This is a genomic window from Paenibacillus sp. J5C2022 (assembly GCF_025567625.1).
Taxonomy (GTDB): domain Bacteria; phylum Bacillota; class Bacilli; order Paenibacillales; family Paenibacillaceae; genus Pristimantibacillus.
Genome location: NZ_JAOQJC010000047.1, coordinates 1 through 25023, shown reverse-complemented (window position 1 = coordinate 25023; position 25023 = coordinate 1). Strand labels below are relative to the sequence as shown.

At 53.9% G+C, this 25023-nt stretch carries 19 protein-coding genes; 12 read left to right on the top strand and 7 right to left on the bottom strand.

Annotated elements, in window-relative coordinates; translation table 11 throughout:
- The first annotated feature begins 711 nt into the window (after window positions 1-711).
- Window positions 712-3855 carry an alpha-mannosidase gene (locus M6D81_RS26735; RefSeq protein ID WP_262680239.1) on the top strand — a complete coding sequence of 1048 codons (3144 nt, stop codon included), beginning with the start codon at window positions 712-714 and terminating at the stop codon, window positions 3853-3855.
- 196 nt (window positions 3856-4051) lie between these two features.
- On the opposite strand, the gene M6D81_RS26730 is transcribed toward M6D81_RS26735, so the two are convergent.
- Both M6D81_RS26730 and M6D81_RS26725 read right to left on the bottom strand, forming a co-directional pair.
- Window positions 4052-6673 carry a transglutaminase-like domain-containing protein gene (locus tag M6D81_RS26730; RefSeq protein ID WP_262680238.1) on the bottom strand — a complete coding sequence of 874 codons (2622 nt, stop codon included), beginning with the start codon at window positions 6671-6673 and terminating at the stop codon, window positions 4052-4054.
- 2 nt (window positions 6674-6675) lie between these two features.
- Window positions 6676-7704 carry a carbohydrate-binding family 9-like protein gene (locus M6D81_RS26725; protein WP_262680237.1) on the bottom strand — a complete coding sequence of 343 codons (1029 nt, stop codon included), beginning with the start codon at window positions 7702-7704 and terminating at the stop codon, window positions 6676-6678.
- Between the two features lie 206 nt (window positions 7705-7910).
- Between M6D81_RS26725 and M6D81_RS26720 the strand changes: the two genes are divergently transcribed.
- Window positions 7911-8933 carry a glycoside hydrolase family 18 protein gene (locus tag M6D81_RS26720; RefSeq protein ID WP_262680236.1) on the top strand — a complete coding sequence of 341 codons (1023 nt, stop codon included), beginning with the start codon at window positions 7911-7913 and terminating at the stop codon, window positions 8931-8933.
- A 63-nt stretch (window positions 8934-8996) separates the two neighbouring features.
- Here the strand turns inward: M6D81_RS26720 and M6D81_RS26715 are convergent, their stop codons facing one another.
- Both M6D81_RS26715 and trxB read right to left on the bottom strand, forming a co-directional pair.
- Window positions 8997-9443, bottom strand: coding sequence for a Dps family protein (locus M6D81_RS26715; RefSeq protein WP_262680235.1), 447 nt, complete (start codon window positions 9441-9443; stop codon window positions 8997-8999).
- Between the two features lie 548 nt (window positions 9444-9991).
- Complete coding sequence (trxB, locus tag M6D81_RS26710; protein WP_262680234.1) at window positions 9992-10933, bottom strand: thioredoxin-disulfide reductase; 942 nt, start codon at window positions 10931-10933, stop codon at window positions 9992-9994.
- Window positions 10934-11271: 338 nt separating this feature from the next.
- On the opposite strand from trxB, the gene M6D81_RS26705 reads away from it, so the two are divergent.
- The 3 genes from M6D81_RS26705 to M6D81_RS26695 all read left to right on the top strand — a co-directional run bounded on the left by M6D81_RS26705 (window position 11272) and on the right by M6D81_RS26695 (window position 15593).
- Window positions 11272-12954: a ribulokinase gene (locus M6D81_RS26705; RefSeq protein ID WP_262680267.1), complete on the top strand. Its 1683-nt coding sequence runs from the start codon at window positions 11272-11274 to the stop codon at window positions 12952-12954.
- A 161-nt stretch (window positions 12955-13115) separates the two neighbouring features.
- Window positions 13116-14468, top strand: a complete 1353-nt coding sequence (locus M6D81_RS26700; protein WP_262680233.1) for an FxLYD domain-containing protein — start codon at window positions 13116-13118, stop codon at window positions 14466-14468.
- A gap of 12 nt (window positions 14469-14480) precedes the next feature.
- A complete protein-coding gene (locus M6D81_RS26695; RefSeq protein WP_262680232.1) occupies window positions 14481-15593 on the top strand; it encodes a S1C family serine protease in 1113 nt (370 codons plus the stop codon).
- Between the two features lie 120 nt (window positions 15594-15713).
- Here the strand turns inward: M6D81_RS26695 and M6D81_RS26690 are convergent, their stop codons facing one another.
- Both M6D81_RS26690 and M6D81_RS26685 read right to left on the bottom strand, forming a co-directional pair.
- Complete coding sequence (locus M6D81_RS26690; protein ID WP_262680231.1) at window positions 15714-16196, bottom strand: hypothetical protein; 483 nt, start codon at window positions 16194-16196, stop codon at window positions 15714-15716.
- 818 nt (window positions 16197-17014) lie between these two features.
- Entirely contained in the window at window positions 17015-17626 is a 612-nt protein-coding gene (locus tag M6D81_RS26685) for a superoxide dismutase (RefSeq protein ID WP_262680230.1), read from the bottom strand.
- Between the two features lie 387 nt (window positions 17627-18013).
- Between M6D81_RS26685 and M6D81_RS26680 the strand changes: the two genes are divergently transcribed.
- From M6D81_RS26680 to folE, 6 genes are all read left to right on the top strand, one after another.
- Window positions 18014-18436 (top strand): GNAT family N-acetyltransferase, encoded by a 423-nt coding sequence (locus M6D81_RS26680; RefSeq protein WP_262680229.1) that lies wholly within the window; start codon window positions 18014-18016, stop codon window positions 18434-18436.
- Between the two features lie 102 nt (window positions 18437-18538).
- Window positions 18539-19093, top strand: a complete 555-nt coding sequence (locus M6D81_RS26675) for a DUF402 domain-containing protein (protein WP_262680228.1) — start codon at window positions 18539-18541, stop codon at window positions 19091-19093.
- Window positions 19094-19108: 15 nt separating this feature from the next.
- Window positions 19109-19543, top strand: coding sequence for a ribonuclease HI (rnhA, locus tag M6D81_RS26670; protein WP_262680227.1), 435 nt, complete (start codon window positions 19109-19111; stop codon window positions 19541-19543).
- 3 nt (window positions 19544-19546) lie between these two features.
- Window positions 19547-20692 (top strand): tRNA epoxyqueuosine(34) reductase QueG, encoded by a 1146-nt coding sequence (queG, locus tag M6D81_RS26665; RefSeq protein ID WP_262680226.1) that lies wholly within the window; start codon window positions 19547-19549, stop codon window positions 20690-20692.
- Window positions 20693-20782: 90 nt separating this feature from the next.
- Window positions 20783-21004, top strand: coding sequence for a YneF family protein (locus M6D81_RS26660; RefSeq protein ID WP_262680225.1), 222 nt, complete (start codon window positions 20783-20785; stop codon window positions 21002-21004).
- A 42-nt stretch (window positions 21005-21046) separates the two neighbouring features.
- Window positions 21047-21640 carry a GTP cyclohydrolase I FolE gene (gene folE, locus M6D81_RS26655; protein WP_262680224.1) on the top strand — a complete coding sequence of 198 codons (594 nt, stop codon included), beginning with the start codon at window positions 21047-21049 and terminating at the stop codon, window positions 21638-21640.
- Window positions 21641-22208: 568 nt separating this feature from the next.
- Here the strand turns inward: folE and M6D81_RS26650 are convergent.
- Window positions 22209-23264, bottom strand: a complete 1056-nt coding sequence (locus tag M6D81_RS26650; protein WP_262680223.1) for an alpha/beta hydrolase — start codon at window positions 23262-23264, stop codon at window positions 22209-22211.
- A gap of 533 nt (window positions 23265-23797) precedes the next feature.
- Between M6D81_RS26650 and M6D81_RS26645 the strand changes: the two genes are divergently transcribed.
- Complete coding sequence (locus M6D81_RS26645; RefSeq protein WP_262680222.1) at window positions 23798-24541, top strand: IclR family transcriptional regulator; 744 nt, start codon at window positions 23798-23800, stop codon at window positions 24539-24541.
- Window positions 24542-25023 lie beyond the last annotated feature (482 nt).

Sequence of the window (25023 nt, the reverse complement as noted above, 5' to 3'; positions counted from 1 at the left end):
TCACATAGCTCCGCCAAGCGTGCCTCGTACCAAATGTATCTAAGCGGTAACGAGTTTTCGTACAAAGTAGGCTGAGATCGCTGGTGGGGCATGTCATTTGTATGAAATTTCGTACAAAGTAGGCTGGGATCGCTGGTGGAGCGTGTCATTTGTATGAAATTTCGTACAAAGTAGGCTGGAATCGCCGGTGGAACGTGTCATTTGTATGAAATTTCGTACAAAGTAGGCTGGGATCGCCGGTGGAGCGTGTCATTTGTATGAAATTTCGTACAAAGTAGGCTGGGATCGCTGGTGGGGCGTGTCATTTGTATGAAATTTCGTACAAAGTAGGCTGGAATCGCTGGTGGGGCGTGTCATTTGTATGAAATTTCGTACAAAGTAGGCTGGAATCGCCGGTGGAGCGTGTCATTTGTATGAAATTTCGTACAAAGTAGGCTGGAATCGCTGGTGGGGCGTGTCATTTGTATGAAATTTCGTACAAAGTAGGCTGGGATCGCTGGTGGAGCGTGTCATTTGTATGAAATTTCGTACAAAGTAGGCTGGAATCGCTGGTGGAGCATGGCATTTGTATGAAATTTCGTACAAAGTAAGCTGGGATCGCTGGTGGAGTGGGAACGTTTGTATGATTTATCGTACAAAGTAGGCTGGAACACCGCCGCTTTAATAGCAAATTAATTGGGATCAATCTATTGGTGCCGAAGGAGGACAACGATGTTTCTGACAGAATCAAAGCTTGAAGCTCGAATACGCGAATTGTCGGCTTATCGATACCGGGATGCGATACAGATTCCGGCATGGGACAGCCAGGTTGACTTAAGCGGAGAGATTGCCGCATACCCGCCGGCCGGAGGTGAATGGTCCGTCATGCGGAAGGGAGAGCGCTGGATTGGCCGGGATCTATATCTATGGTTAAGATCGACAGCGGATGTGCCGGAAGCATGGTCAGGCAAGCGCATCCTGGGCCGGTTCGACTTCGGCGATACGGGCGGAGGCAACAACTCCGGCTTCGAGTCGCTCTTCTTCCTGAATGGACAGCCTTATCAGGGAGTGGACTCCAATCATATGGAAGTATTTCTACCGGAAGATGCGGCCGGCAGCGAGCTTGCATTCGATATTCGCTTATGGTCGGGCTTGGAAGGCGGCGGTGTGCCCAGGGATCAGGCGCATACGATTAATCTGTCGGAGATTTGCTGGCTGGATGAGGCTGCCGATGATCTTTACTATACGTCCAAAGCGACATTTGAAACCATTAAGCAACTGAGCGAACATGCGACGGAACGCCCGATGCTGCTCGGCGCGCTGGACGGTGCGATTCGTCTGATTGACTGGTCGCGTCCCGGTTCGGATGTGTTCTATGCTTCTGTCTATGCAGCTATTGATCGGTTGAAAGCGGAGCTGGAGAAGATCGGGAAGCATCATCCGGTTACGGTTCATTGCATTGGTCATACACATATCGATGTGGCGTGGCTATGGCGCTTGAAGCATACGCGGGAGAAGTGCGCGCGTTCTTTCTCCACTGTGCTGCGTCTGATGGAGCAGTATCCGGAATATGTATTTCTGCAGACGCAACCCCAGCTGTACGAATACATTAAAGGTGATTATCCCGATATCTATGAAAAGATTAAAGAACGTGTAGGAGAAGGGCGCTGGGAAGCTGCCGGCGGCATGTGGCTGGAGGCGGATTGCAATCTGACAAGCGGCGAATCGCTCGTCAGGCAGATCTTGCTCGGAACCCGATTCCTGCGCGATGAGTTCGGTACGGAATGCGATTACTTATGGCTGCCGGATGTATTCGGCTATAGCTGGGCGCTGCCGCAGATCCTGAAGAAATCCGGCATTAACACGTTCATGACGACGAAGATCAGCTGGAATCAATATAACCGGATGCCTCATGACACATTCAAGTGGCGCGGCATTGACGGTACGGAAATATTGACACACTTCATTACGACGCCTGAGCCGTGGTCTCAGCCGGGCTCCTGGTTCTATACGTATAACGGCGTCGTAACGCCGAAGACGGTGAAGGGTATCTGGGACGCATATCGCGACAAGGAAGTGAACCGCGAGTTGCTGCTCTCGTACGGCTATGGCGACGGGGGCGGCGGGGTGAACAGGGAAATGCTTGAAATGCGCCGGCGTCTCGATGACATGCCAGGACTTCCGCAAGTGAAGACGGGCACGGCGGGCCAGTACTTCCGCAAGCTGCAGGAGCGGGTGTCGGATACAGATCGTTATGTGCACACTTGGGACGGAGAGCTGTACCTGGAATATCATAGAGGAACCTATACGAGCCAAGCCTACAATAAGCGGATGAACCGCAAGCTGGAGCTGCTGTACCGCGAGACGGAATGGCTTTCCAGCATGAACAGCGTATTGGCGGCCGGCTGGAAGGCGTATCCGCAAGCGGAGCTGAACGAAGGCTGGAAGATCGTGCTGCGCAATCAGTTCCATGACATTATTCCCGGCTCCTCCATCAAGGAAGTATACGAGGACAGCAGGCTGGAATATGCGGAGGCCGAAGGGGTGGCCCAGGCCGCCTGGACGGCCGCTGCAACTGGCATGAAGCATAACGGCAGCGACGATGGCCGGGTTACGGTCTTCAATAGTGCGAACTGGGTACGCAGTGAACTGGTGTCCATTCCGGCAGGGAGCGAGGAAGCGGGAGTGTGGAAGGATGCGGAGGGCGCGGTCATTCCGTCGCAGCGTACCGGCGACAAGTGGCATGTATTCGTATCGAATATTCCGTCCATGGGCTGGTCGACGATTGCCTTCAGTGCGGAAGACAGCGGGCAACAAGCAGGTCGCAATGCGCCGTTCGTGATGAAGGAACAAGGCATCGATACGCCGCACTATGAGATTCGCTGGAACGAGCAAGGCCAGCTGATCTCCATCTGGGACAAAACGGCCGGCCGCGAGGTGCTGGCGGACGGCATGCGAGGCAATGTGCTGCAAGTATTCGAAGATAAGCCGCTTGCCCATGAAGCATGGGATATCGATCTGTTCTATCAGGAGAAATGCCGCGAGGTTGTCGAGCTGGAACTATGCGAAGCGGTGGAGATCGGACCGCTGCAGGCTGTCGTGCGATTCCAATGGCGGTATATGGATTCCGTTATCCGGCAGGAGATGATCCTCTATGCGGAAGGACGCCGTATTGACTTCAGGACGGAAGCGGATTGGCAGGAGCCGCAACAGTTGCTGAAGGCGGCATTCCCGGTATCCGTCAGGGCGACGGAAGCGACCTATGACGTGCAGTTCGGCAATGTGAAGCGGCCTACTCACTGGAATACAAGCTGGGATTACGCCCGCTTCGAGACGGTGGGGCAGCAGTGGGCCGACTTGTCGGAGAGAGGGTACGGTGTCAGCCTGATGAATGATTGCAAGTATGGCTACGACATTAAGGACGACACGATCAGACTGTCGCTGATCAAGTCCGCGACACATCCTGACCCGGATGCCGATCGCGGGCATCACAGCTTTACGTACTCGCTGCTGCCGCATGCCGGAGACTGGCTGGAGGGCAATACGGTTCGCGAAGCATGGGCGCTTAACAATCCGCTTGCGTGCAGCAAGGGAGCCCCGGCTGAACAGTTGTTCTCCATGCTGGAGCTGAACGGCGGCCACGTGATGGTCGATGCGGTCAAGAAAGCCGAGGATGACAATTGCCTGGTCGTGCGGCTGCATGAATACGGGGGTGCGCGCGGCACGGTCGAGATGACGAGCGGACTTCCGGTTGCAAGCTGGCAGGAGTGCGACTTGATGGAGCGTCCGCTTGGCACCATTGTTGCGGACGAGCGGCTATCGTTCCACTTGAAACCGTATGAGATTAAGACATTCCTTGTACATTTGAAGCAATAGAGGTTACGCTGGCAGCTGGAAGTGCGATGCAGCAGCAATAGAGATTCCGCTGGCAGCAGGAAGTGCGATGCGGCAGCTGCCGCGGCAACAAGGCCGAGCAAGAGGGGGATACCATTCTTGCCCGGCCTTTTGTGTGCCTGTCAAGCAGCGCAATGCCTTGACCAGCATCTGAAGATTGATCCTATTGACGGTGGTATTATATATGCTTCAGCGTCTTCAATACTTCCTTGCCGATGCCCAGCTTGTAGCCAGACGAGATGTACCGGATATCCATTGCCGCATCGAGAACGGCGACGATCGGGAAGCTTCTGTCGACTGCCGCATCCTCCGGCAACACACGGGTCAAAGCGTCCAACTGCGAGTAAGCTCCGTCGTCCTTGCAGAAGCAAGCGGCAACCGGCAGTTCGGTCAGGCTTGGCAAGGCGATACCCTCCGCCCGCTTCTCCTCCCCGACAAGCAGATAGATAGGCGCCGGCAGCTTGTTCAGCTCCCCGCTCAGCTCGCGAAGCTCTCGCAGCAAGTGCTTGGAGGGCTCACGGTCGGGCTCGATCCAGGCCAGCACCGCTCCGCCTTGCTTCACAGCTTCCTCCAGTTGCGCCGCCGATCCATTGAATCGTTCCAGTATCATGCCGGACGGCATGGAAGCGATAACCGGGATATCGGCCTCCGCCTTGCTGAACAGTACGGCAATCTCAGCCGTCTGCCCCGCTTCCACGGTGAAGTGATGCATGCGTACAAGCGCCGTGCCGTCAGATTGGCGCGTTCCCGTCGTCAGCCGATACTGTCCGACCAATGCTTCAAGCGGCTGTTCAAGCATGTCCGTACTTCCAAACGCATAGCTAAGCGTAACATATCTGCCTTCTATCAGCCTTGCGAGCGTAAAGTTGTGGTAATATTTCGCTTGCTCATCGGAATCGGGAGCCTGGCGCAATTGAATGCTTCCTGTACTGCCGCTAGCAGGCTGTGCTTGAGATGAGGCCGCCAAGCTGCTTCCATGGAAGAAGGCGTCGATCCAGGCGCCGCCGTGCCAATATTGCGGCCGCTGGTCGCCTGGCTCCAGTCTTGCGGCGATACCGATGCTGCGCGCGATAGCGGCGAACATGATGTCTCTGGACAGCGTGTCTCCCTTCTTCAGCAAGTAGCTGCCTCTCGGCGTTGCCATGCCTTTGTAGAAGTTGTATTCTTCCACCACCTCGAACCAGCTGTCAATCCACTCTGCAAGCTGCTGAGGCCTGGCCCGACAAGCTGCCTGCCGCTCGGCCGGCAGCTCGGAACGGAAGAAGGAACGGTAAGGCTCCAGCATCTCGAAGTGAAGGCGCGGACACATCACATATTCCGTGAATGCTTGCTCATCGAACTGCTCCTTCAACGGCAGGGCGTGCAGCAGATGATCGTCCAGCACAGGGATGAACGTATCCGTCAGGTCCTTGTCCCTAAGGCTCTCCAGCAGCTTGAGCGGCCACATGCCATGTGACGGTGTCCGCTCCGACAGGAAGCGGGCGATCTCATGGCTATTGCCGCGCGCCTTGCGAAGCACCTCCCATACGGCCGAAGCCGGCAACCCGAGCTGAGAAGCGAGCTCGGCAGCTTGCTGCTCCTGAAGGAAAGTAGCCTCATAGCTCGAGCGAATGCGTGCGCCTTCCTGAACGCGCTTCTGATTCGCCTCTATTAATTCGGGACTAATGTCATCCCGGAAGTCCGGCAGCTCTGCCGGAGGCGTCATCGCAAAGTCCAATACGCTTGCTGATTCTCCTGGAGACAGTGGAATAACGGCTTGCGCTTCAAGCGCAGCATTCAGCTTGGCGTAGCCGTGTCCTTCCGGGTTATAGGCGTGAATCCACACGTCGCCCATGCCAAGGTCGATCGTTGCCTCACCCTGCTCATTCGTATCAAGAGTAACGATCGTTGACAGCTCGGCGAAATTGTACAGTTGGAAATCGACCTTCGCTTGCACCGGCTTGCCTTCCTCGTCTTGCACTTGTACGGCAATGGTGCGGTTCGGCGCGTAGTGGTCAAGCAAATTCAATTCGGACAGCCAGCTTCTGGAGAAGGTAACCTTCTCCTCTCCCGCATAACGGGAAGGTACGCGCGTGTGAACGAGCATGGCGCGCCGGGCGGGCTTGCGGAACCATCCTTGGTCCAGAACCGGTTCCGGCTCGCAGGCGCCGAGAAAATGCCACTTGCCGTCAGTCCAAGCTTCCACCCACGCGTGATTGGAGTCGCAATGCGCCCATCGCGGCGTATACACTTGCCTGGCGGGAATGCCGATGCTGCGCAATGCCGCCACGGCAAGCGTCGATTGCTCTCCGCAGCGGCCAAGCGCGGTGCGAATAAGCGTCAGCGGAGATGCGGTGCGCATGTCATTGCCCGCATAGTTGGCCTTCTCATGGCACCAATGGTTCGTCTCCAATACGGCCTCTGTCATCGAAAGCCCTTTTACGCGCGGATACAGCTCTTCGAACAGCATCTCGCGAATATCTTCGATATTTTCATTGTTCACTCGGTACGGCAGTACAAAGTAGAGGAATACGGAATCGGGAATTTGCATTCCCCAAGCCGTCTGCTGCCGAATGCGCAGCGTAGCGCGCACATGCCGGAGGAATAAGGCGCCTTCATAGTTGGCCAGATCGCTAAGCGGCATATAAGCATATAGAAATTTCAGAGCGACGGCTTCCTCTTCGGTCAGGCTGTCGTCGAACACGTCGAATAACTCGCCGTTTCGGCCAGCGGCCAGCTCTTTTTTTAGCGCGAATTTGATTTCGATCTCTTTCAAAGTCTCTTCATGCAGCGAGAAAGGATTCCTGTGTGATTTCAACATATTTATTCCCTCCATAGCTTTCCGTCTTCTCGAATGTAATAGCTTGCGGTTCCGTCAGATGATGGCAACGAAGCTTGAAATAACTTGCCGGTACATGCGATAGCCGGAAGAACAGGCCAGACTTCATCTTCCGCCAGCTGCTGAAAGCTTGTACAGTACCGTCCATGCTCGGCGTAATAATTGCGCTGCCAATAGTATACTTGGCGCAGCTGCCACTTCACGCCTTCGTCTTGCGGAAGCTGGAAGCGGGATGGCTGGCCGCTATCGTCGGCGAAGACGACATAACCCCATAGCTCGGGATAATGCATATTAACGAGTCCCATCGGCGACCATACCCAGTTGTCTTCCGGATATGGCTTCTTCGTCTGCGGATTAATCCGCTTCCGGTAGACCCCTTCCTTCGTATCTACCTGCCATTGCACGCGGGAGAAGTTCACGCGCCAATATTCGCCCGGCATGGGCGGCCTTCCTTCCGGTGCGCATTCCTTCAATGCGTTCCACGGCATTGCGACTTCTACTGACCAGGAACGGTTATCCGCTTGCGGGTTGTTCAACTCGCCGTCGATATGAACGGCTGTGCGCAATCCCTTAATATCCCAGCCGTTGACAGGTGGGCCGCCGTCCCGGTAAGGCTTCACCAGCATCAGATCCCATACCGTATTAAGCGCGTTAATCTCGAATTCGTAATACTGATGGGTATCTCCATCCGGGTCAATGAAAATTTCAAAGTCGTTGTCGTGAAATATAACGGCATCTCTTTCTTCTAAAGTCGCCCAAATCTCATCTTCTTCCAGTTCGGCTCCAAAATAGAAATAATCGTCATCCCATAGCATCTTCACTCTCGTCCGTTTAGAAGGAAGCGGTTTCAGATCGCCTTCTATGTCAACAAAATGCTCTGTCCACGGCGCTTCTTTCCAAAATGGCTTGTCCAGCCGTCCGTCGAGAGCAAGCGGAGAAGATGCCCGTTGGCAAATATAGCTCTTAGGCTCGTAGGCGTCTATTAACGGCACTTCCACAGCAGATATGTTCATATTACACCTCGATCAAATTAGTATATTTAATTAATGTTATTATGACCTTAATATTAAATAAAGATATATGTTATTGGCAATAGGGGAAGGCGTATTTTAGATGTAAACGTATTTTTATTGAAGATTCCATGAAATTATTATATCATTATGGCGTATTTGAATAGGAACTGCAGCTAAATTTGAAAACGCTTTAGGAGGGACTACCAATGATTATAGCGGGATATGCGAGTCATCGCCATCTGCCGGCCGTTACGGAGGACGCCGCAAAGAAACTGACGCATCTCAATATCGCGTTTGGCCATGTGAAGGAAGGCATTATTGTGACGGATCATCTGGAACATATAGATCGGCTGGCCAAGCTGCGCAAGTATAATCCGGAATTGCAGATTCTGCTGTCGATTGGCGGATGGAGCGCCGGGGGATTCTCGGAAGCGGCTGCGACGAAGGAAGGGCGTGAGCAACTGGCGCAATCGGCCGTTGCGGCGTTGAAGCGGTATGACCTGGACGGCATTGATCTGGATTGGGAATATCCATGCTATGCTGTTGCCGGCATCGGCGCAAGTCCCGAGGACAAGGGGAATTTCACGGCTTTGCTGGCGGAGATGCGCCGGGTGCTGGATAAGCAAGGCGGCAAGGACGACAGACATTATTCTCTGACTATCGCGGCGGGAGCGGATCAATATTATATTGACGGCACCGAGATGGAGAAGGTTATTCAGCACTTGGACTTCGTGATGCTGATGACGTACGATATGCGGGGCGGCTTCCAGACGCTTACGGGCCATCACACGAATTTATTTGCCTCGACAGGGGATTTGTTCCGTATCAGTGTGGATGCATCGGTGAAGCTGTTCAGGGAGGCCGGTGTACCCAAGGAGAAGATCGTCATCGGCTGCGCGTTCTATTCCCGCGTATGGAAGGATGTTCCCGACAATAATAACGGCTTGCATCAAATGACGGCGTCCTTCGGTGGCGGGGGCCCTTCATACAGCCAGTTGGCTAGCGAATATATCGGCAAGAACGGTTACACTCGTCATTGGGACGATGAAGCTCAAGCACCGTATCTCTTCAATGGGAACACCTTCATTACGTATGACGACGAGCAGTCTCTGGCTTGCAAGAGCAGGTACGTGAAGGAACAGGGATTGGCGGGCGCCATGTTCTGGGAATACGGCTGCGACACATCCGGCACGTTGCTGAATGCGTTGTACAACGGTCTGCATAATTGAGAGTGTTGAAAAAAAGGCTGCAGCTCCGCGCCATTCGCGCGCAGGACTGCAGCCTTTCCAATGTTAGCGGCCGTTGAAGGCGCTCAGCATCCAGACATGCTTCTCAAGCGAAGTATGGATGGCAAGCAGCATATCCGCTGTCGTCTCGTCTCCCGCCGATTGGGCGGCCTCCATGCCTTCCTTCAGCTCGTCGATAATAAGCGAGAAGTCGTGAATGAGGTGGTCCACCATTTCCACTGCCGTTTCGTTGCCTTCCGCCTCATTCAGACTGGACTCTTGCAGGTAGTCGCTCATTTTGGCGATCGGCTGTCCTTTAATGGCCAGCAAGCGTTCCGCAATTTCGTCGACATGCAGCGCCGCTTCCTCATAGAATTCCTGGAATTTCTCATGCAGAGTGAAGAACTGCGAGCCTTTCACATACCAATGATAGTTGTGAAGTTTTATATACAATACACTCCAATTGGCAATTTGACGGTTCAAGTGGTCCTGGATCGTTGTCGGTTTGTTCATGATTCATACATCCTTTCATAGATAAGTGGTCGCGCTGTTCGCTGCTATGTTCTTGTGTAGTCTGCGCCTTTTTCCGCTTGGCGATACCTTGGTTCAGGGGCAGCCATATTCAACGTTCGAATACAAAGGAGATTAAATTAGATCAAATCCTTGTTTATAATTATTACAAAATAATAGTCATTTGTCAAGGATGTTCTCTACACTTATTAAACGATTAAGCTCAATCCGAAACAGGAAAACGGAAAACAGCCCCATATGCTTATCTTGTAGGTTAAAAATACGGATTGAGATCCGCATTCTCAGAGCTAACAAGCATATGAGGCTGCACATATAGTATGGCCGCAACAAGTCGATATATACGTAAAAAACGAAAAAGATGCATTCCCACCGTAGTGGAAAGCATCCTTCCCGGGTAGCGCCGCTCTCGCGAAGCGTATATAGTGGAACAGGTTGCGGTAGCAGTGCCGTTATATTGTGAACTCTCAACGCCATTAATTATACATGAATTGCCTTCACCGGACTAGAGGGTTATGCAAATTCACCCAAAATTACACGTGTTCCAGCGCATGCTCCTGCTCCTCCAAATACCGTTCGCAGTCCAATGCGGCCATACAGCCGCTGCCTGCTGCCGTAATGGCTTGCCGATAAGTGTTGTCCTGCACATCGCCGCAAGCGAATACACCGGGGATATTCGTCGCGCTCGTACCGGGTTTTACTAGAATATAGCCTTGTCCGTCTGTATCGACGGCTCCTCCCAGGAAGCCTGTGTTCGGGGTGTGACCGATCGCCACGAATACGCCGTCCGCTTCCAGCAGCTCCTCTTCTCCCGTCTCATTATGACGAACGCGCAGACCTTGCAGGCCGTTGTCGCCGGCGACAATTTCCAGAGGCGTGCAGTTCAGGCTCCAGCTCATTTTCTCGTTGGCGCGAGCGCGATCTTGCATGATCTTGGAAGCTCTAAGCTCCTCGCGCCGATGAACTAGCCGTACCTCCGAAGCGAAGCGTGTCAGGAAGCCCGCTTCCTCCATGGCGGAATCCCCGCCGCCGACCACAATCAGGCGTTTGCCGCGGAAGAAGAAGCCGTCGCAAGTCGCGCAAGTGCTAACTCCTCGTCCCACATTCTCCCGCTCTCCGGGAATGCCGAGATATTTCGCAGAAGCGCCTGTGGATACAATGACGGATTCCGCCTGAAGCTGGCCGATGCCTTCCACTTCCAGGGTGTATGGCCGCTTGCTGAAGTCTACGCTCTTGACGGAGCCGGTCTTGAAGACGGCGCCGAAGCGCTGCGCTTGCTTGCGCATATTCGACATCAGCTCGCTGCCCAGAATACCGTCGGGGAATCCGGGGAAGTTCTCCACCTCGGTCGTTGTGGTCAATTGCCCGCCGGGCTGCCAGCCTTCAATGACGAGCGGCATCATATTCGCGCGGGCAAGATAGATGGCCGCGGTCAAGCCGGCGGGTCCTGTTCCGATAATGATGGTTTTGTGCATAATAATGTCCTCCCTATAATGCCTAATAACGCTATTATGGTCGAGAACTGTAATGAAAGTCAATACAGTTCATCAGACCTTCATCTTTCGGAAGCAGCGATGGCGAAATTTACCGTAAAAGGGTATGATGGTGAAGACTAGCTAGCGAACAAAATGCGATAATGCCGGAAGAAGTGTTGGGGAAGAATTGGAAACGGGAAGGGTAACGGCGTCCGGATTCGCCTGTTGTGAAAGCGCTGCATTGTGCGAGGGGCTGCCGATTGCTGGAGAGGCAATTTCTGAAGAAGCATGGAGAAAGCGCCAATGCGATCAAAATTACTGGGGGGAATATGGAGCCGATGAGTAGCAACAATAAGTATGCGATTGGGGTAGATTACGGGACGCAGTCGGGACGCGCGGTATTGGTCGACTTGTCGAACGGGGCGGAGCTGGCGGATCATGTGACGCCATATCGTCATCATGTCATCGATGAGGAGCTGCCGGAATCCCGGGTCAAGCTGGAGCCGGACTGGGCCTTGCAGCATCCCGAGGATTATATGGAGGTGCTGGAGCAATCCATACCTGCCGTAATCAGGGAGACGGGCATTGCGCCCGAGGACATTATCGGGATCGGCATCGACTTCACGGCATGTACGATGCTGCCGGTCGATGAAGCGGGGAGGCCGCTCTGCCTGCTGCCGGAATATCGCGACAATCCGCACAGCTGGGTGAAGCTGTGGAAGCACCATGCGGCGCAAGAGGAAGCGAATCGTATCAACGAGCTTGCAGAGAAGCGTGGGGAAGCATGGCTCGGTCGCTACGGAGGGAAGATCTCTTCGGAGTGGATGATGGCGAAGGCGTGGCAGATTCTGAACGAAGCGCCTGACATCTACGAGAGAGCCGATCAGTTCGTGGAGGCGGCGGATTGGGTGATTGGACAGCTGACCGGCCGCATCGTTCGCAATAGCTGTACGGCAGGCTACAAGGCGATCTGGCATAAGCGTGACGGCTATCCGGCAGCAGACTTCTTCAAGGAGCTTGACCCGCGGCTCGCCGACTTGACGGTTACGAAGCTGAGAGGCGATGTCGTGCCGCTTGGCTCCAAGGCGGGGGAGCTGACGGAAGAGAAGGCCGCTCGAATCGGATTGATGCCGGGAACGGCTGTCGCCACTGGCATTATTGACGCGCATGCGGCCGTGCTGGGCGTCGGCGTCGTAACGAAGGGCAAGCTGGTTATGGCGATGGGCACGTCGTTATGCCACCTGCTGCTAAGCGACGAGGAGAAGGAAGTGGAAGGCATATGCGGTGTGGTGGAGGACGGCATCATTCCCGGCTATTACGGCTATGAAGCAGGGCAATCTGCGGTCGGAGATATTTTCGAATGGTACGTGAACGAAGCGGTGCCTGCTTATGTACATCGGGAAGCGGAATCGGAAGGCGAGCATGTCCACGGCTATCTGACCCGAAGAGCTGCGGAGCTGAAGCCCGGCGAGTCGGGCCTGCTGGCGCTGGATTGGTGGAACGGCAACCGTTCGGTGCTGGTGGATACGGCGCTGACCGGCACGATACTGGGCATGACGCTGCAGACGAAGCCCTGGGAAGTGTACCGCTCGCTGCTGGAAGCGACGGCGTTCGGCACACGCAAAATCGTGGAAGCGTTCCAAAGCGGCGGCGTGGAGGTGACGGAGCTGTACGCCTGCGGTGGATTGCCCCAGAAAAATGCGCTGCTCATGCAGATATACGCCGACGTAACGAATCGGGAAATCAAAATCGCGGCTTCCAGGCAGACGCCTGCGCTCGGGGCGGCCATGTTCGGCGCAGTAGCGGCGGGAGCGGACAAGGGCGGCTACGATGGCATCGTAGCCGCTGCCGAGCGGATGGCTCACGTGAGGAAAGAGACGTTCAAGCCGATCCCCGAGAATGTGGAAATGTACAACAAACTGTATGCAGAATATATCCAGCTTCATGATTATTATGGACGCGGCGGCAACGATGTCATGAAACGATTGCGGAATTTCAAGGAACTATCCTTGCACGAGTAGCGTATATACAAGACATGGCAGGCTGTTTCGCGCTGCTATGTCTTTTTTTTGCCGCATTGACCTTCCCACTATTTTGAAATGGAGATTATTTACTGCATGATATAGAATAGAGGAATATATGCGAGATAGAGAGAACGACGGGTCTGGGAGATGAAAGATACGTGTATTGCCATCATTGTATTAGAAGCTTTGCCGACGATGCTGTCTTCTGCAGTCAATGCGGAAGGCGGCTGCATGCGCATAAAGTAATCGGGGCGGAGGAGAAGACGATATGGACGGGAGTGCCGTCCGAAGAGGCTGACTTGAAGGCGGAACAGAATGGCTTGAATGAAGCGGCTCAAGCTGCCGTGGATACGATTGAGGGGGGAAATAAGGAGCAAGTAGCGATCATCCGGAGAGCAGAGCTGGAAGCGGCTGCAGGCAACGCGGCCGTGGAGGCGGTCGGACGCAAGGCTCGCAGCGAGACGGGAATCAGCTGGGGCACTGCGGCTGCCTTGAGCGTGCTTGCGCTGGGGATGGCCGTCTCTCTGTACTTCTATTATCAATACGAGCAGAGCATTAACGAGCGGGTGCTTAAGCTTCAGTCGGATGCGAAAGTCTCTGCGATGAGCGGAGACTACAATAAAGCACTGGATCTGCTTACCGACGCATCGGCGGAGCGGCCGGACTTCGCTGCGCTTGCGGCGGATCAGGCGATCATTCATCATGTGATGAAGCTTGAAGGAATGGCAGCCGATGTAGAAGGTCAACTTCTGTCGGGCAATATCATAGAAGCGGAAGAACTGCTCGATAAGCTGAAGAGCGATTTCAACGGACATAAGGAACCAATCTACGGCAAGCTGCGAGAGAAGCTGGAAGGGCTGGATATGAAGCTGACGGTGTTGAACCTGGAGAGCGAGCTTGATTCGCTGACGAATGTGAAGGATCTGGGGGAAATGCTGAATGTGGTCAACGGGCTCGCCGGCGAAGATGCGTCAACATTGCAGGAACAGATTGTGAACAGAATTCGGACGATTACTTCCGATAAAGTAGAAGATCTGATCCACAAGCGGAAGTATACGAACGCGCTTGAATCGATCGGTTATGCGAGTACCTGGCTGAAGGACGATGCTGTGCTGAAAGAGCTGAGCGAAGACGTCAAAAATGCGCAGCAGCGGTATGAGCAAGCGGAGCAGCAGCGGATTGAGCAGGCGATGCAGAGGGCGGCGGAGGAGGATCTGGTGAATCAGACTGCGGCAGTGAAGCAGATTGATGTCGATCTGACATTGGATGAATTCGGAGATCTGACCATTGAAGGCACGCTGATGAACGTGGCAACGAGACCGATATACTCCATTAAGGTGAATTATATTGTAAAAAACAGTGCCGGCGAGAAAATAGCCGAAGGCACGGCTGATGCGACTCCCAACTATGTTGAGCCGGGTGAAGAGATGACCTATACGGCGACCGTATACGGAGCTCAGACGGATCAGGTTACGGTAGAGATGGATCATGCCACCTGGTACTTGGATTAAGGGGGCGTAACGATGAATAAAAACGGATGGATCGGCTTAATCGGTTCCGCCCTTATATTGGTCGGCGGCTCAGCCGCCGGCATATATGTGAAGGCTCAGGTGCCTGCCGAGCTGCAAGGCGCGCCGCTGCTGGCCGTAGGGGAACAGAACAAATCGCTGAAGGATATTATATTCCAGACGCAGAAGCATGTCGTCATGATTGAGACAGACACGGGCTCGCAAGGGTCCGGATTCCTGTACAATTCGGAGGGCGATCTGCTGACGAACGCCCATGTCGTGGCGGGAGTGCGGCACGTCACAGTGAAAACGGCGGATGCTCGCGAGCTGGAGGGCGAGGTAATCGGCATCAGCACGGACACGGACATCGCTGTCGTCCGGGTGCCCGAGCTGCAAGGGACCGAGCCGCTTCCTCTCGTCCGGTACGACAAAGCGGAGGTAGGCGACGAGGTGCTCGCGGTAGGCAGCCCGCTCGGCTTCCAGAACACGATTACGACGGGCATTATTAGCGGCGTAGACCGGAGCCTGCACATTGACCCTTACACCTACGAGGATCTGTATCAAATATCGGCTCCGATTGAACCCGGCAATAGCGGCGGTCCGCTGGTGGACAAGAAGAGCGGAGCGGTGCTGGGCATTAATTCCGCGGGGCTCGAAGACAGCGCAATAGGCTTCAGTATCCCTATCGGGAATGTGCTGCCTATGGCCGAGGGATGGTCGAGGGAGCCGATGACGATGCTCCCGGGCTTGTCTCTTCTGGATGAACCGGCACAAGAGCAAGAGGAGACCTCGCTGGATAAGATGGCGGGCTATCTGGTTGCCCACTTCTATGACAGCTTGAACAACGGCGATTACGTCTATGCCTATTCCTTGCTGGGAGGCAACTGGAAGGAAGGAACCAGCTATGTGAAGTTCCGCGAAGGCTACCTGATGACACGCAATGTCGTCATCGACGATATGCATGTAACGACGCGAGACGATGAAGCGACGGTGACGGCACTGCTGTCGGTGGATGAGCGGAAGGACGGCGAATACGTGCTGAGCAAGTATCAGGTTACGTACAAGGCGGCGTATGAGAACGATCAGCTCAAGCTGCTGACAGGCACAGGCAAGGCGATCAAGAAATGAGATGCAAGGTCGGACAATAGCCCATTGCTCCAGGTGAATCCCTGGAGCAACGGGCTATTATTTCGTTCGCAGCAAGCAGGCTCCGCCAGTAGCCGCACTGGGGAGCCTGCTTCTCTTGACTTATGGCTGCTCGACGGGATAGAACGGATATGCCGGAGCAGAAGAAGTCGTCTGTCTGGGCGGTCCTGGCGGACGCGGCGGCGGTCCGGGAGGTCCCGGCGGTCCCGGATGCCAAGGCCCGGGTCCGGGAGGTCCCGGCGGCCCCGGATGCCAAGGCCCGGGTCCGGGAGGTCCCGGCGGCCCCGGATGCCAAGGCCCGGGTCCGGGAGGTCCCGGCGGCCCCGGATGCCAAGGCCCGGGTCCGGGAGGTCCCCACGGTCCCGGATGCCAAGGCCCGGGTCCAGGAGGTCCCCATGGTCCTGGCGGCCCCCAAGGTCCGGGTCCCCACGGTCCCGGTCCAGGCGGAATCAGCCCGGGAATCACCCAAGGCAGTATCGGCCGCTGCTGCCCGCCGCCGCAGCCGCAGCCGCCGGCATTGGGAAGCGGGTATGCCTGGGGAGTGAACGGCGCTTGCCCGTTGCCGTTATAAGTAGGATTTGTCATACGAGCTATCCATCTCCTTTTCACCAACTGTAGGCGTTTATCCTCCTGCATTGTATGCGGCATGTGCCTAATCCGTGTAACGAATCCCCAACTTTGCCGAAGTAAGGAAGATAGAGCAGTGCCATATAGAAGGAGCTTTGGCGCTGGAGACGATCGAGCCTTTTAAAGGCGTCCAAGGCGGCGGCATAAACTTCGACAATGTCATTGAGCCGGCAACGAACTGTGTCATAAAGCAAGCAGAGAATCGCTCGCGGTTTTCGTCTAATGATATAGAGTTTATAAAGTTCGAGTTGATTAATAGAAGCCAGAGGAACGACCCATGAGAGTCGGAATAGCGTAGGAATCCTACACTGGAGCGCCGGAAGGGGGCGTGCGAGCTGAAATAGTGTAGGAATCCTACACTGGAGCGCCGGAAGGGGGCGTGTGAGCTGAAATAGTGTAGGAAACCTACACTGGAGCGCCGGAAGGGGGCGTGCGAGCTGAAATAGTGTAGGAATCCTACACTGGAGCGCCGGAAGGGGGCGTGTGAGCTGAAATAGTGTAGGACCTACACTGGAGTGTCGAAAGGGGGCGTGCGAGCCGGAAGAGAGTTGTGAAAGGACGCCGTCAGGCATTTTCCTTATGCTTTGCCTGTTATTTTATAGAGCATTTCTGGCGTAAATTCCGGTTGCGCTCGTTACCGCGATCTTGTGAGCCACTTTACGCAAGTATGCCGCAAGTGCCTTCACTGTACCCCGAGCGTCTACCGTTCCGTGCGGGATCAAACATGAACGGCGTTGTCCACAGAGGACAACGCCGTTCTTATTGGTTGATTGGGCTTACTTGACAGCAGCCTCGTAGCGCTTGTTAACCTCGTCCCAGTTCACGACATTCCAGAATGCCGCGATGTAGTCGGGACGTTTGTTCTGATACTTCAGATAGTAAGCGTGCTCCCATACGTCCAGACCGAGGATTGGCGTCTCGCCTTCCATGATCGGGCTGTCCTGGTTAGGCAGGCTGTATACTTTCAGCTTGCCGTCTGCAACAGCAAGGAACGCCCAGCCGCTGCCGAAGCGTGTAGTAGCTGCCTTCGCGAAGTCAGCCTTGAGCGCTTCGAAGCCGCCCAGCTCGCTGTCGATCGCAGCGGCAAGTGCGCCAGTAGGAGCGCCGCCGCCGTTCGGGCCGATTGTCTCCCAGAACAGGCTGTGGTTGGCATGTCCGCCGCCATTGTTGCGAACCGCTGTGCGAATGCTCTCAGGCACGCTGCCCAGATCGCTGATCAGCTCTTCAACAGACTTCTCTTGCAGCTCGGGAGCAGACTCCAGTGCAGCATTCAAGTTCGTCACATACGTATTATGATGGCGTCCATGATGGATTTCCATCGTAGTCGCATCGATATGAGGCTCCAGTGCATCTTGTGCGTAAGGCAAAGCAGGCAATTGATGTGCCATTCGTTAACACCCTCCCAAAGATATGTAATTCGATCATCACCATTATCTCGTATCCACATGAATAAATCAACATTATTGTTGAAAAAGTCACAGTCGAGATCGATGAAGATGTGACAGAAATCACCAACAACTAGCATGCCACTTTCTGAAATAAATCATACCGCGTTTTGTCGATGATTATCCTTCGAAAGAACTAGGAATTTTCGCAACAAAATGGCAAAAAGTTAACGAAAATCGATGTAAGCGCTTAAATATAAGCGTTTTCATAAGAAAATGCGCGATTTTTTTATTTTTTTTAATAAAAAGTTAAGATTTTAGAAGGAAAACGTGTTTTTTTGTCGTATTATTAACGGGTACTAACTATGACAAGTGAAAGGTGTTAATCTTATGAACGTACGTTCCTTCCAGTTATCTGATTACCAGCCGTTAACTGCATTGCTAGAGGAAGTCTTGTCAGAAGAATGCTATGGGCTGACAATGGAAGCCTTTGCGCGTCAATTGTCATGGGATAGCGAGCTTGTATTGGTCGCTGTCGAACAAACGGAAATTGTCGGTATGATTATCGGCACAATCGATCAAAATAAAGGATACTATTATCGCATTGCGGTCTCTCCGCATCACCGCAGCAAGGGAGTCGGTAAGTCTCTTATATCAGGACTTCGCCAGCGCTTCCAGCAGCGTGGCGTCAGCAAGATTCTGATTGCGGCTGACGAGCACAATGAACCGGTGCTGCCGCTCTATGAGGCGATGGGGTATGCGACGACGGATTTCTTCCGGTCATTCCAGAAGCTGAGCATCGTAGCGGGGTAGAAGACAATTCGGCAATTCGTTCACTTATAGAGCATATCCGCATCGCCGCTTTACTATGGCGATGGGATATGCTTTTCTTATATTGGATTGAGGAGTACGCCTATGGAACATTATGAGCAATGCGTCATTAAGAGCTTCAAGCATGATGGCCATATTCACCGGCTGTGGGAGCAGAATTGGCTTGTTCCGGAGCGGCAGCTGGCGGGTGAGCAGCGGGAGGAGTCCGCGATCGTCGTCATTAACCGGCAGACGCCGATTCAGGAGGCGAGCGGCAAGCAGTGGGTGAGCCGTGTGCCTGCGGTATCGTTCTTCCTGCCGGGACAATGGTTCAATGTGGTGGCGCTGATTGAGGAGGAGGGGGTCCGATATTATTGCAATGTCGCTTCCCCGCCTTACCGCCAGGACGGCGTTATCACATATATCGATTACGATCTGGATGTCATCCGCACGATAGACGGGAGCCGTTATGTGGTGGATCAGGATGAGTATGAGCGGCACAAAACGCTCTACCATTATCCGCAGCTTGTACTGAATAAGGTGAAGGAAGGGCTGCATACGGTGCTGGATCGCATCGATCGCAATAAATCCCCATTTCACGATGATACGGTCATGGCTTATTATAGGAAGTGGTGCGCATTGCATGGAGATATGGAGTAAGGGAGGCGGGATGGTATGAAGGATGTGATTATTTATACGGACGGCGCTTGCTCAGGCAATCCCGGTCCAGGCGGCTGGGGCGCTGTGTTGTTCTATGGCCAGCATAAGAAGGAGATCTCCGGCGGAACGAAGGAGACGACGAACAACCGGATGGAGATTCAAGCTGTCATAGAGGGGCTGTCTCTGCTGAAGGAAGCTTGCCGCGTTACGGTATACAGCGATTCTGCTTACGTCGTGAACTGCTTTCAGAAGGGATGGATTCACGGCTGGCTGCGCAACGGCTGGAAGAACAGCAAGGGAGCCGCGGTGGAAAATCAGGACCTGTGGAAGCAGCTGTGGGAGCTGATGGGCAAGCACAAGGTGGATTATGTGAAGGTGAAGGGTCATAGCGACAACGAATGGAATAACCGCTGCGATGAGCTGGCGCGGGAAGCGATAAGGCGGTTATAGCGTATGTCCGACAGATGGAGCGAGCTGAAGCGTGAAATGAAGGAGGCGGCCTCCGGGCTGGGCATAGACGCAATCGGCGTCGCCTCCGCTAATCCCTTCCTCACCTTGAAGCAGCGTCTGATCCGCCATAGGGAGCTGGGCAGAGAGTCCGGCTTCGAGGAGCCGGATCTGGATAGAAGAACAGAGCCCTCCTTACTCTTCGACGATCCGCAGTCCATTATCGCGATAGCGGTCGCTTATGCTTCGAAGCTTAAGGAACCACCCAAGTCGGAGCCCGGCGCTCGCCGCGGCATTATGTCCCGGTCCGCCTGGGGCGAGGATTATCATACGGTTCTGCGGGACCGTCTGGCAAGACTGGAGCAATGGCTGAAGGAGCGGGTACCGGAGGCGCGATTCGAGAGTATGGTTGATACCGGTGCTTTAGCGGACCGGGCAGTCGCCGAGCGAGCCGGCATCGGATGGAGCGCCAAGAACTGCGCGATCATCTCTCCCGAGCTGGGATCGTGGATATACTTGGGAGAGATGATTACGAACCTGCCCCTGCCGCCGGACGAGCCGGTAACGGAGGGCTGCGGCAGCTGCACGAAGTGCATAGACGCTTGTCCTACAGGAGCACTGGTCGGTCCGGGCGAGCTGGACGCTCAGAGCTGCGTGTCCTTCCTGACGCAGACGAAGGGGATGCTGACGGATGAGTATATGCGGAAGATCGGCAACCGGCTGTACGGCTGCGACACTTGCCAGATCGTGTGTCCCGTCAATCGGGGCAAAAACTGGACGCATCAGCCCGAGCTGCAGCCCGATAATGAACTGGCCAAGCCTCTGCTGCTGCCCCTGCTGTCGATGAGCAACCGGGAGTTCAAGGAGCGGTATGGGCGCACCTCTTCCGCGTGGCGTGGCAAGAAGCCGATCCAGCGCAATGCTGTCATCGCGCTTGGTAATTTCAAGGAGGCTGCGGCCGTCCCGGACTTGATCCGGGTGCTGGATGAAGATCCGCGTCCTGTGCTGCGGGGAACGGCGGCTTGGTCACTGGGCCGCATCGGCGGAGCGGAAGCGGAAGCGGCGCTGCGCCAAGCGGTAGAGCGCGAGGAAGATGCGGAGGCGTTTGAGGCTGTGTGCGCGGCATTGCGACAATTGGAGACGAATGGATAAGCCCGTTTCTTCCATTTTCATTGCGGAAGCGGGCTTGTTCATGCTATTATACAGGGATGTAATCATTACTGAAGGGGTCTGGTGGCATAGATGGAATGGTACAATATCGTAATTCCCATTATCACGTTGATTGTAGGAGCGATTGCAGGCTTCTTCGTCGGCGTATTCTACTTGCGTAAGCAGCTGGAGCGGATGCAGAGCGATCCCGAGATGCTGCAGCGCATGGCGAAGCAGATGGGTTATAATCTGAACAACAATCAGATGAAGCGTGCCCAGCACATGATGAAAAACCAAAAATTCCCTCGCAAGTAAGCAAGGGGATGGAAATAGAGAACCGGAAGGAGATGTTCGGAAATGGCGGGAAGGAAAGATTACGTCAATTCGAAGGTAACGGACAACCGGGAACAAATCGAGCATCACATTAAAGAAATACTGAAGCTGATCGGCGAGGATGTCGAGCGCGAAGGACTGCTGGAGACGCCTGCCCGCGTCACCCGCATGTATGAGGAAATATTCGCGGGCTACGATGTGGACCCCCGCGAAGTGCTTGGCGTCACGTTCGACGAGCAGCACGAGGAACTCGTTATCGTGAAGGACATTGTCTACTATAGCCAATGCGAGCACCATATGGCGCCGTTCTTCGGCAAAGCCCATATCGGCTACATTCCAAGCGGCAAAATTGCCGGCCTTAGCAAGCTGGCCCGGCTAGTGGAGGCTGTCAGCCGGCGCTTGCAGGTGCAAGAGCGGATTACTTCCCAGATCGCAGATATCCTGGATGAGGAGCTGGCGCCGCATGGCGTTATGGTTGTCGTCGAAGGCGAGCACCTGTGCATGTGCGCACGGGGCGTCAAGAAGCCTGGAAGCAAGACGGTAACGTCGGCGGTCAGAGGAGAATTCCGTTCCAGCTCGACACTGCGCTCCGAATTCCTGTCGCTGCTGAAGCAATAACACGTATGGTCATAGAAGCTTGGACGTTCGAGGGACGATTGTGCCGTGAACGTTCAGGCTTTTTTACACGCCAGAATTTATAAAAGTATTCCGCTAAGCCGGAAACTTTTATAAATTCTATTTGGCGATAAAACAAACCTGCTTCTGAACGTGGTCGCCCATCTTCGAAATGCTTCGATAGAGGTTTCCTCACCGTGCAATATTCATCATCCGCAGCTTAACCAACTGGATTTCATGTCATTATATTGCGTGAAACGCTTTTGCTTGTAACAAAGAACTGGATTTCATGCTACTCTTTCGGACGATTGTTGCGATCCCTTGCGATATAGCCTGATTGAACTGCACTTTTTCCATTTGTTGAAGTAAGAATGACATTATCAATTTTATTAGTGACACAAAATCCAGTTAGCAATCTCCGACACGACACGGTACTTCAAATTCTGATGCTGATTGGCTCCTGCCTAAAACAACTCCTGGCTGACTACACACATACTCCATTCTTCTTCCTCTATTGCTGCTGCACGGAGGCTGACATAAGTTTCTTGGAAGTCCAGTATCAATACTGGACTCAGGTATATTCTGCTTCCGACTCCAGCTTCTGCTCCACCTGACTTAAGAACAATGCTGCGCGCTGAATATATTCCTTCGGGCTCTTGCGATAGAGCAGCTCATGGTAGCCGTTCTCGACGATCCACGAGCGGGACAACGGCTCCAGCTGATTGGCCGCGATCGTCTCGGCAGTCGCTTGAGCCGCCTTGTCGTCTTTCGTCCCGTGCACAATATAGATCGGAATATCGTACTGATAATTCATGATGGCATCGACCGGCAAAGCGTCGAAGGAGGTTCCCGTCCATAGGTTAAGCATGGATTCCAGCAGAGGCAACGAAGGGAATTCCGGCAGTGCCACATAACGGGTCAAGTTGTCGAACAATGCTTTCGGGCTGGGAAGGAACAAGCTGTCGAGTATCATGGCATCGATCTCGTCGGTTGCGAGCGCTGCCTGAAGAGCAGTGCCGGCTCCCATGGAGAAGCCCCATACGACGACTTCCTGGGCTCCCCTGGTTTTGGCGTAGTTGACGACTGCAAGCAGTTGCGCCGATTCCTCCCGCCCGCCTGTCGCCGGTGCTTTATATTCTTTGGAGGCATAGCCATAGTCGAAGAGCAATACATTATAGTCGAGTCCGTGCACCAGCTTCGTCAGCTCATACATGGGTACCCAGCTCTCTTCACGATTGGCGCCGTAGCCGTGGCTGAATACGATCGTGCGGTTCGCCCCATCCTCATGATCCGCCGCAGAAGTGGGGATATACCAGCCGCTTACGGTTGTTTTCCCGCTTTGGCTGGGAATTATGATCTCTTCATAATCCAGGCCGATCGCTTCCTTGGGATTGGAGGCGAGGGGGGGGACGAACGGGTAAGCAAGCGTCCAGGCAACGAATCCGTGGAACAATAGGACTGCGATGAGACACATAGCGGCGATGGAGGCGAGAATGGCGGCAAGCAGATGTCTCTTCCTGGTTCCGGTTCTCGCAGCAGTGTTGCTCCGAATAGGGAAAGAAGGCAGGGGTCTTGTGTTCCCAGCAAGGCTTCCATCTAATGTGTGCGGTGTGATCATGGTGTTCATGGATAATCCCTCCCTTGGCATTGGTCGAAAGGTCGCGAGGCTAGCGGTATGAGATTACAGGACTATAGGATTACAAGACTATGAGATATGAGATATTGAGATCTTGAAATTATGAGATATTGAAAGTCTTGAGGTCTTGAAGTATTGGGATACTGAGTCTTGAAGTCTTGAAGTCTTGAGATATTGAGACTGAGATCTTATGAGCAAAAGGTTATAAGAAACGTATAGGCAAGAGACGTATTGGCAAGTGTTATGAAAGCGCTCTTATTTTCTGTTACTTCTATCCTATGCAGGCGGGAAGGGCCTGTCAATTGATGTCGATGTCTTGTTAGAGGGCTGTAACGGCGCTGTAATATTGTATCCAATTCTTTACGGTAAAGAGCGTTTGGAGTATACTAAATGAGAATTGATTTCAATAATTTTGCAATTGTGTTTCGCCCCATGAAACGTTTATGATACATATATAAGAACCTGATACTGAGTTAGATATGAAATTATTAATCACCAATCATCGATTGTAAGGAGCTGCTGGTATGGAGGAAGGGAAATCTACAGTACGCGCTGTGGACAGGGCGCTTGACATTCTGCTTTGCTTTACAGTGAAGACGGACTGGGCGATGTCGGAGATCGCCGAGCATGTCGGTCTGCATAAGAGTACGGTTCACCGCATGCTGGCCACACTGGAGGATAAGGGCTTCATTACGCGGGATGCGGCAACGGACCGCTATCATTTGGGGCTGAAAGTATGGGAGCTGTCCGCTAATCTGTCCAGGTCGGACGATCAGGCGACGATATGGCTGCCGGAGATGGTCAGGCTGCGGGACAGGCTGGGCGAGACGGTGAGCATCTATGTCCGCGACGGCACGGAGCGCATTCGGATGCAAGCGGTGCAGAGCAATCATCCCGTCCGCAGGGTAGCTCCGGTAGGGGTCAGGCTGCCTCTCTATGCGGGTGCCTCCAGCAAGGTGCTGATCGCCTATAGCGATCAGGCGACGCAAGAGAGCATTATGCGTGCGCGCACATGGATGACTGCTGTGGATACGGAGCATTACAGAGAGCAGTTGCAGGAGGTGGCGGCTCAAGGCTATGCGACCAGCTTTGAGGAGAGGGAGCTAGGTGTGGCTGCGTTGTCCGCCCCGATCTTCAATCGGGAAGGCAAGCTTGCAGCGGCTCTGTCGGTGTCTGGCCCCTCCAGCCGCCTGACGGAAGCGGTAATGCAGAGCTACGCTCCCATCGTGATGGAGGCGGCCAAGCGTATGGGGACGATGATACGGTAATTGAATTGTTCGGCTCGGGGATGGGAGTGCCTGGTCGTTGAAGCCATAGCAATTTCGCAATTGTATCATTTATCGTACAAAAGTGGCAGGATAGCAGTAAAATTGTGTGCGTTTGTACGATTTATCGTACAAATGGTGCCAGTTGTTCGAAGAAGACAGCGCATTTGTGTGGTTTTTCGTACAAAAGTGGCAGGATAGCAGTAAAATTGTGTACGTTTGTACGATTTATCGTACAAATGGTGCCAGTTGTTCGAAGAAGGCAGCGCATTTGTGTGATTTATCGTACAAAAGTGGCAGGATAGCAGTAAAATTGTGTACGTTTGTACGATTTATCGTACAAATGGTGCCAGTTGTTCGAAGAAGGCAGCGCATTTGTGTGGTTTTTCGTACGAAAGTGGCAGGATAGCAGTAAAATTGTGTGCGTTTGTACGATTTATCATACAAACGGGGCCAGTTGTTCGAATAAGGCAGCGCATTTGTGT

Bases quoted from the DNA above. Each gene is read 5' to 3' on its own strand.
- M6D81_RS26730 (WP_262680238.1), bottom strand. From the start codon at position 6,673: ATGTTGAAATCACACAGGAATCCTTTCTCGCTGCATGAAGAGACTTTG.
- M6D81_RS26690 (WP_262680231.1), bottom strand. From the start codon at position 16,196: ATGACAAATCCTACTTATAACGGCAACGGGCAAGCGCCGTTCACTCCC.
- M6D81_RS26735 (WP_262680239.1), top strand. From the start codon at position 712: ATGTTTCTGACAGAATCAAAGCTTGAAGCTCGAATACGCGAATTGTCG.
- M6D81_RS26660 (WP_262680225.1), top strand. From the start codon at position 20,783: ATGGAATGGTACAATATCGTAATTCCCATTATCACGTTGATTGTAGGA.
- trxB (WP_262680234.1), bottom strand. From the start codon at position 10,933: ATGCACAAAACCATCATTATCGGAACAGGACCCGCCGGCTTGACCGCG.
- rnhA (WP_262680227.1), top strand. From the start codon at position 19,109: ATGAAGGATGTGATTATTTATACGGACGGCGCTTGCTCAGGCAATCCC.
- M6D81_RS26715 (WP_262680235.1), bottom strand. From the start codon at position 9,443: ATGAACAAACCGACAACGATCCAGGACCACTTGAACCGTCAAATTGCC.
- folE (WP_262680224.1), top strand. From the start codon at position 21,047: ATGGCGGGAAGGAAAGATTACGTCAATTCGAAGGTAACGGACAACCGG.
- M6D81_RS26675 (WP_262680228.1), top strand. From the start codon at position 18,539: ATGGAACATTATGAGCAATGCGTCATTAAGAGCTTCAAGCATGATGGC.
- M6D81_RS26720 (WP_262680236.1), top strand. From the start codon at position 7,911: ATGATTATAGCGGGATATGCGAGTCATCGCCATCTGCCGGCCGTTACG.
- M6D81_RS26695 (WP_262680232.1), top strand. From the start codon at position 14,481: ATGAATAAAAACGGATGGATCGGCTTAATCGGTTCCGCCCTTATATTG.
- M6D81_RS26650 (WP_262680223.1), bottom strand. From the start codon at position 23,264: ATGAACACCATGATCACACCGCACACATTAGATGGAAGCCTTGCTGGG.
- M6D81_RS26680 (WP_262680229.1), top strand. From the start codon at position 18,014: ATGAACGTACGTTCCTTCCAGTTATCTGATTACCAGCCGTTAACTGCA.
- queG (WP_262680226.1), top strand. From the start codon at position 19,547: ATGTCCGACAGATGGAGCGAGCTGAAGCGTGAAATGAAGGAGGCGGCC.
- M6D81_RS26645 (WP_262680222.1), top strand. From the start codon at position 23,798: ATGGAGGAAGGGAAATCTACAGTACGCGCTGTGGACAGGGCGCTTGAC.
- M6D81_RS26705 (WP_262680267.1), top strand. From the start codon at position 11,272: ATGAGTAGCAACAATAAGTATGCGATTGGGGTAGATTACGGGACGCAG.
- M6D81_RS26725 (WP_262680237.1), bottom strand. From the start codon at position 7,704: ATGAACATATCTGCTGTGGAAGTGCCGTTAATAGACGCCTACGAGCCT.
- M6D81_RS26685 (WP_262680230.1), bottom strand. From the start codon at position 17,626: ATGGCACATCAATTGCCTGCTTTGCCTTACGCACAAGATGCACTGGAG.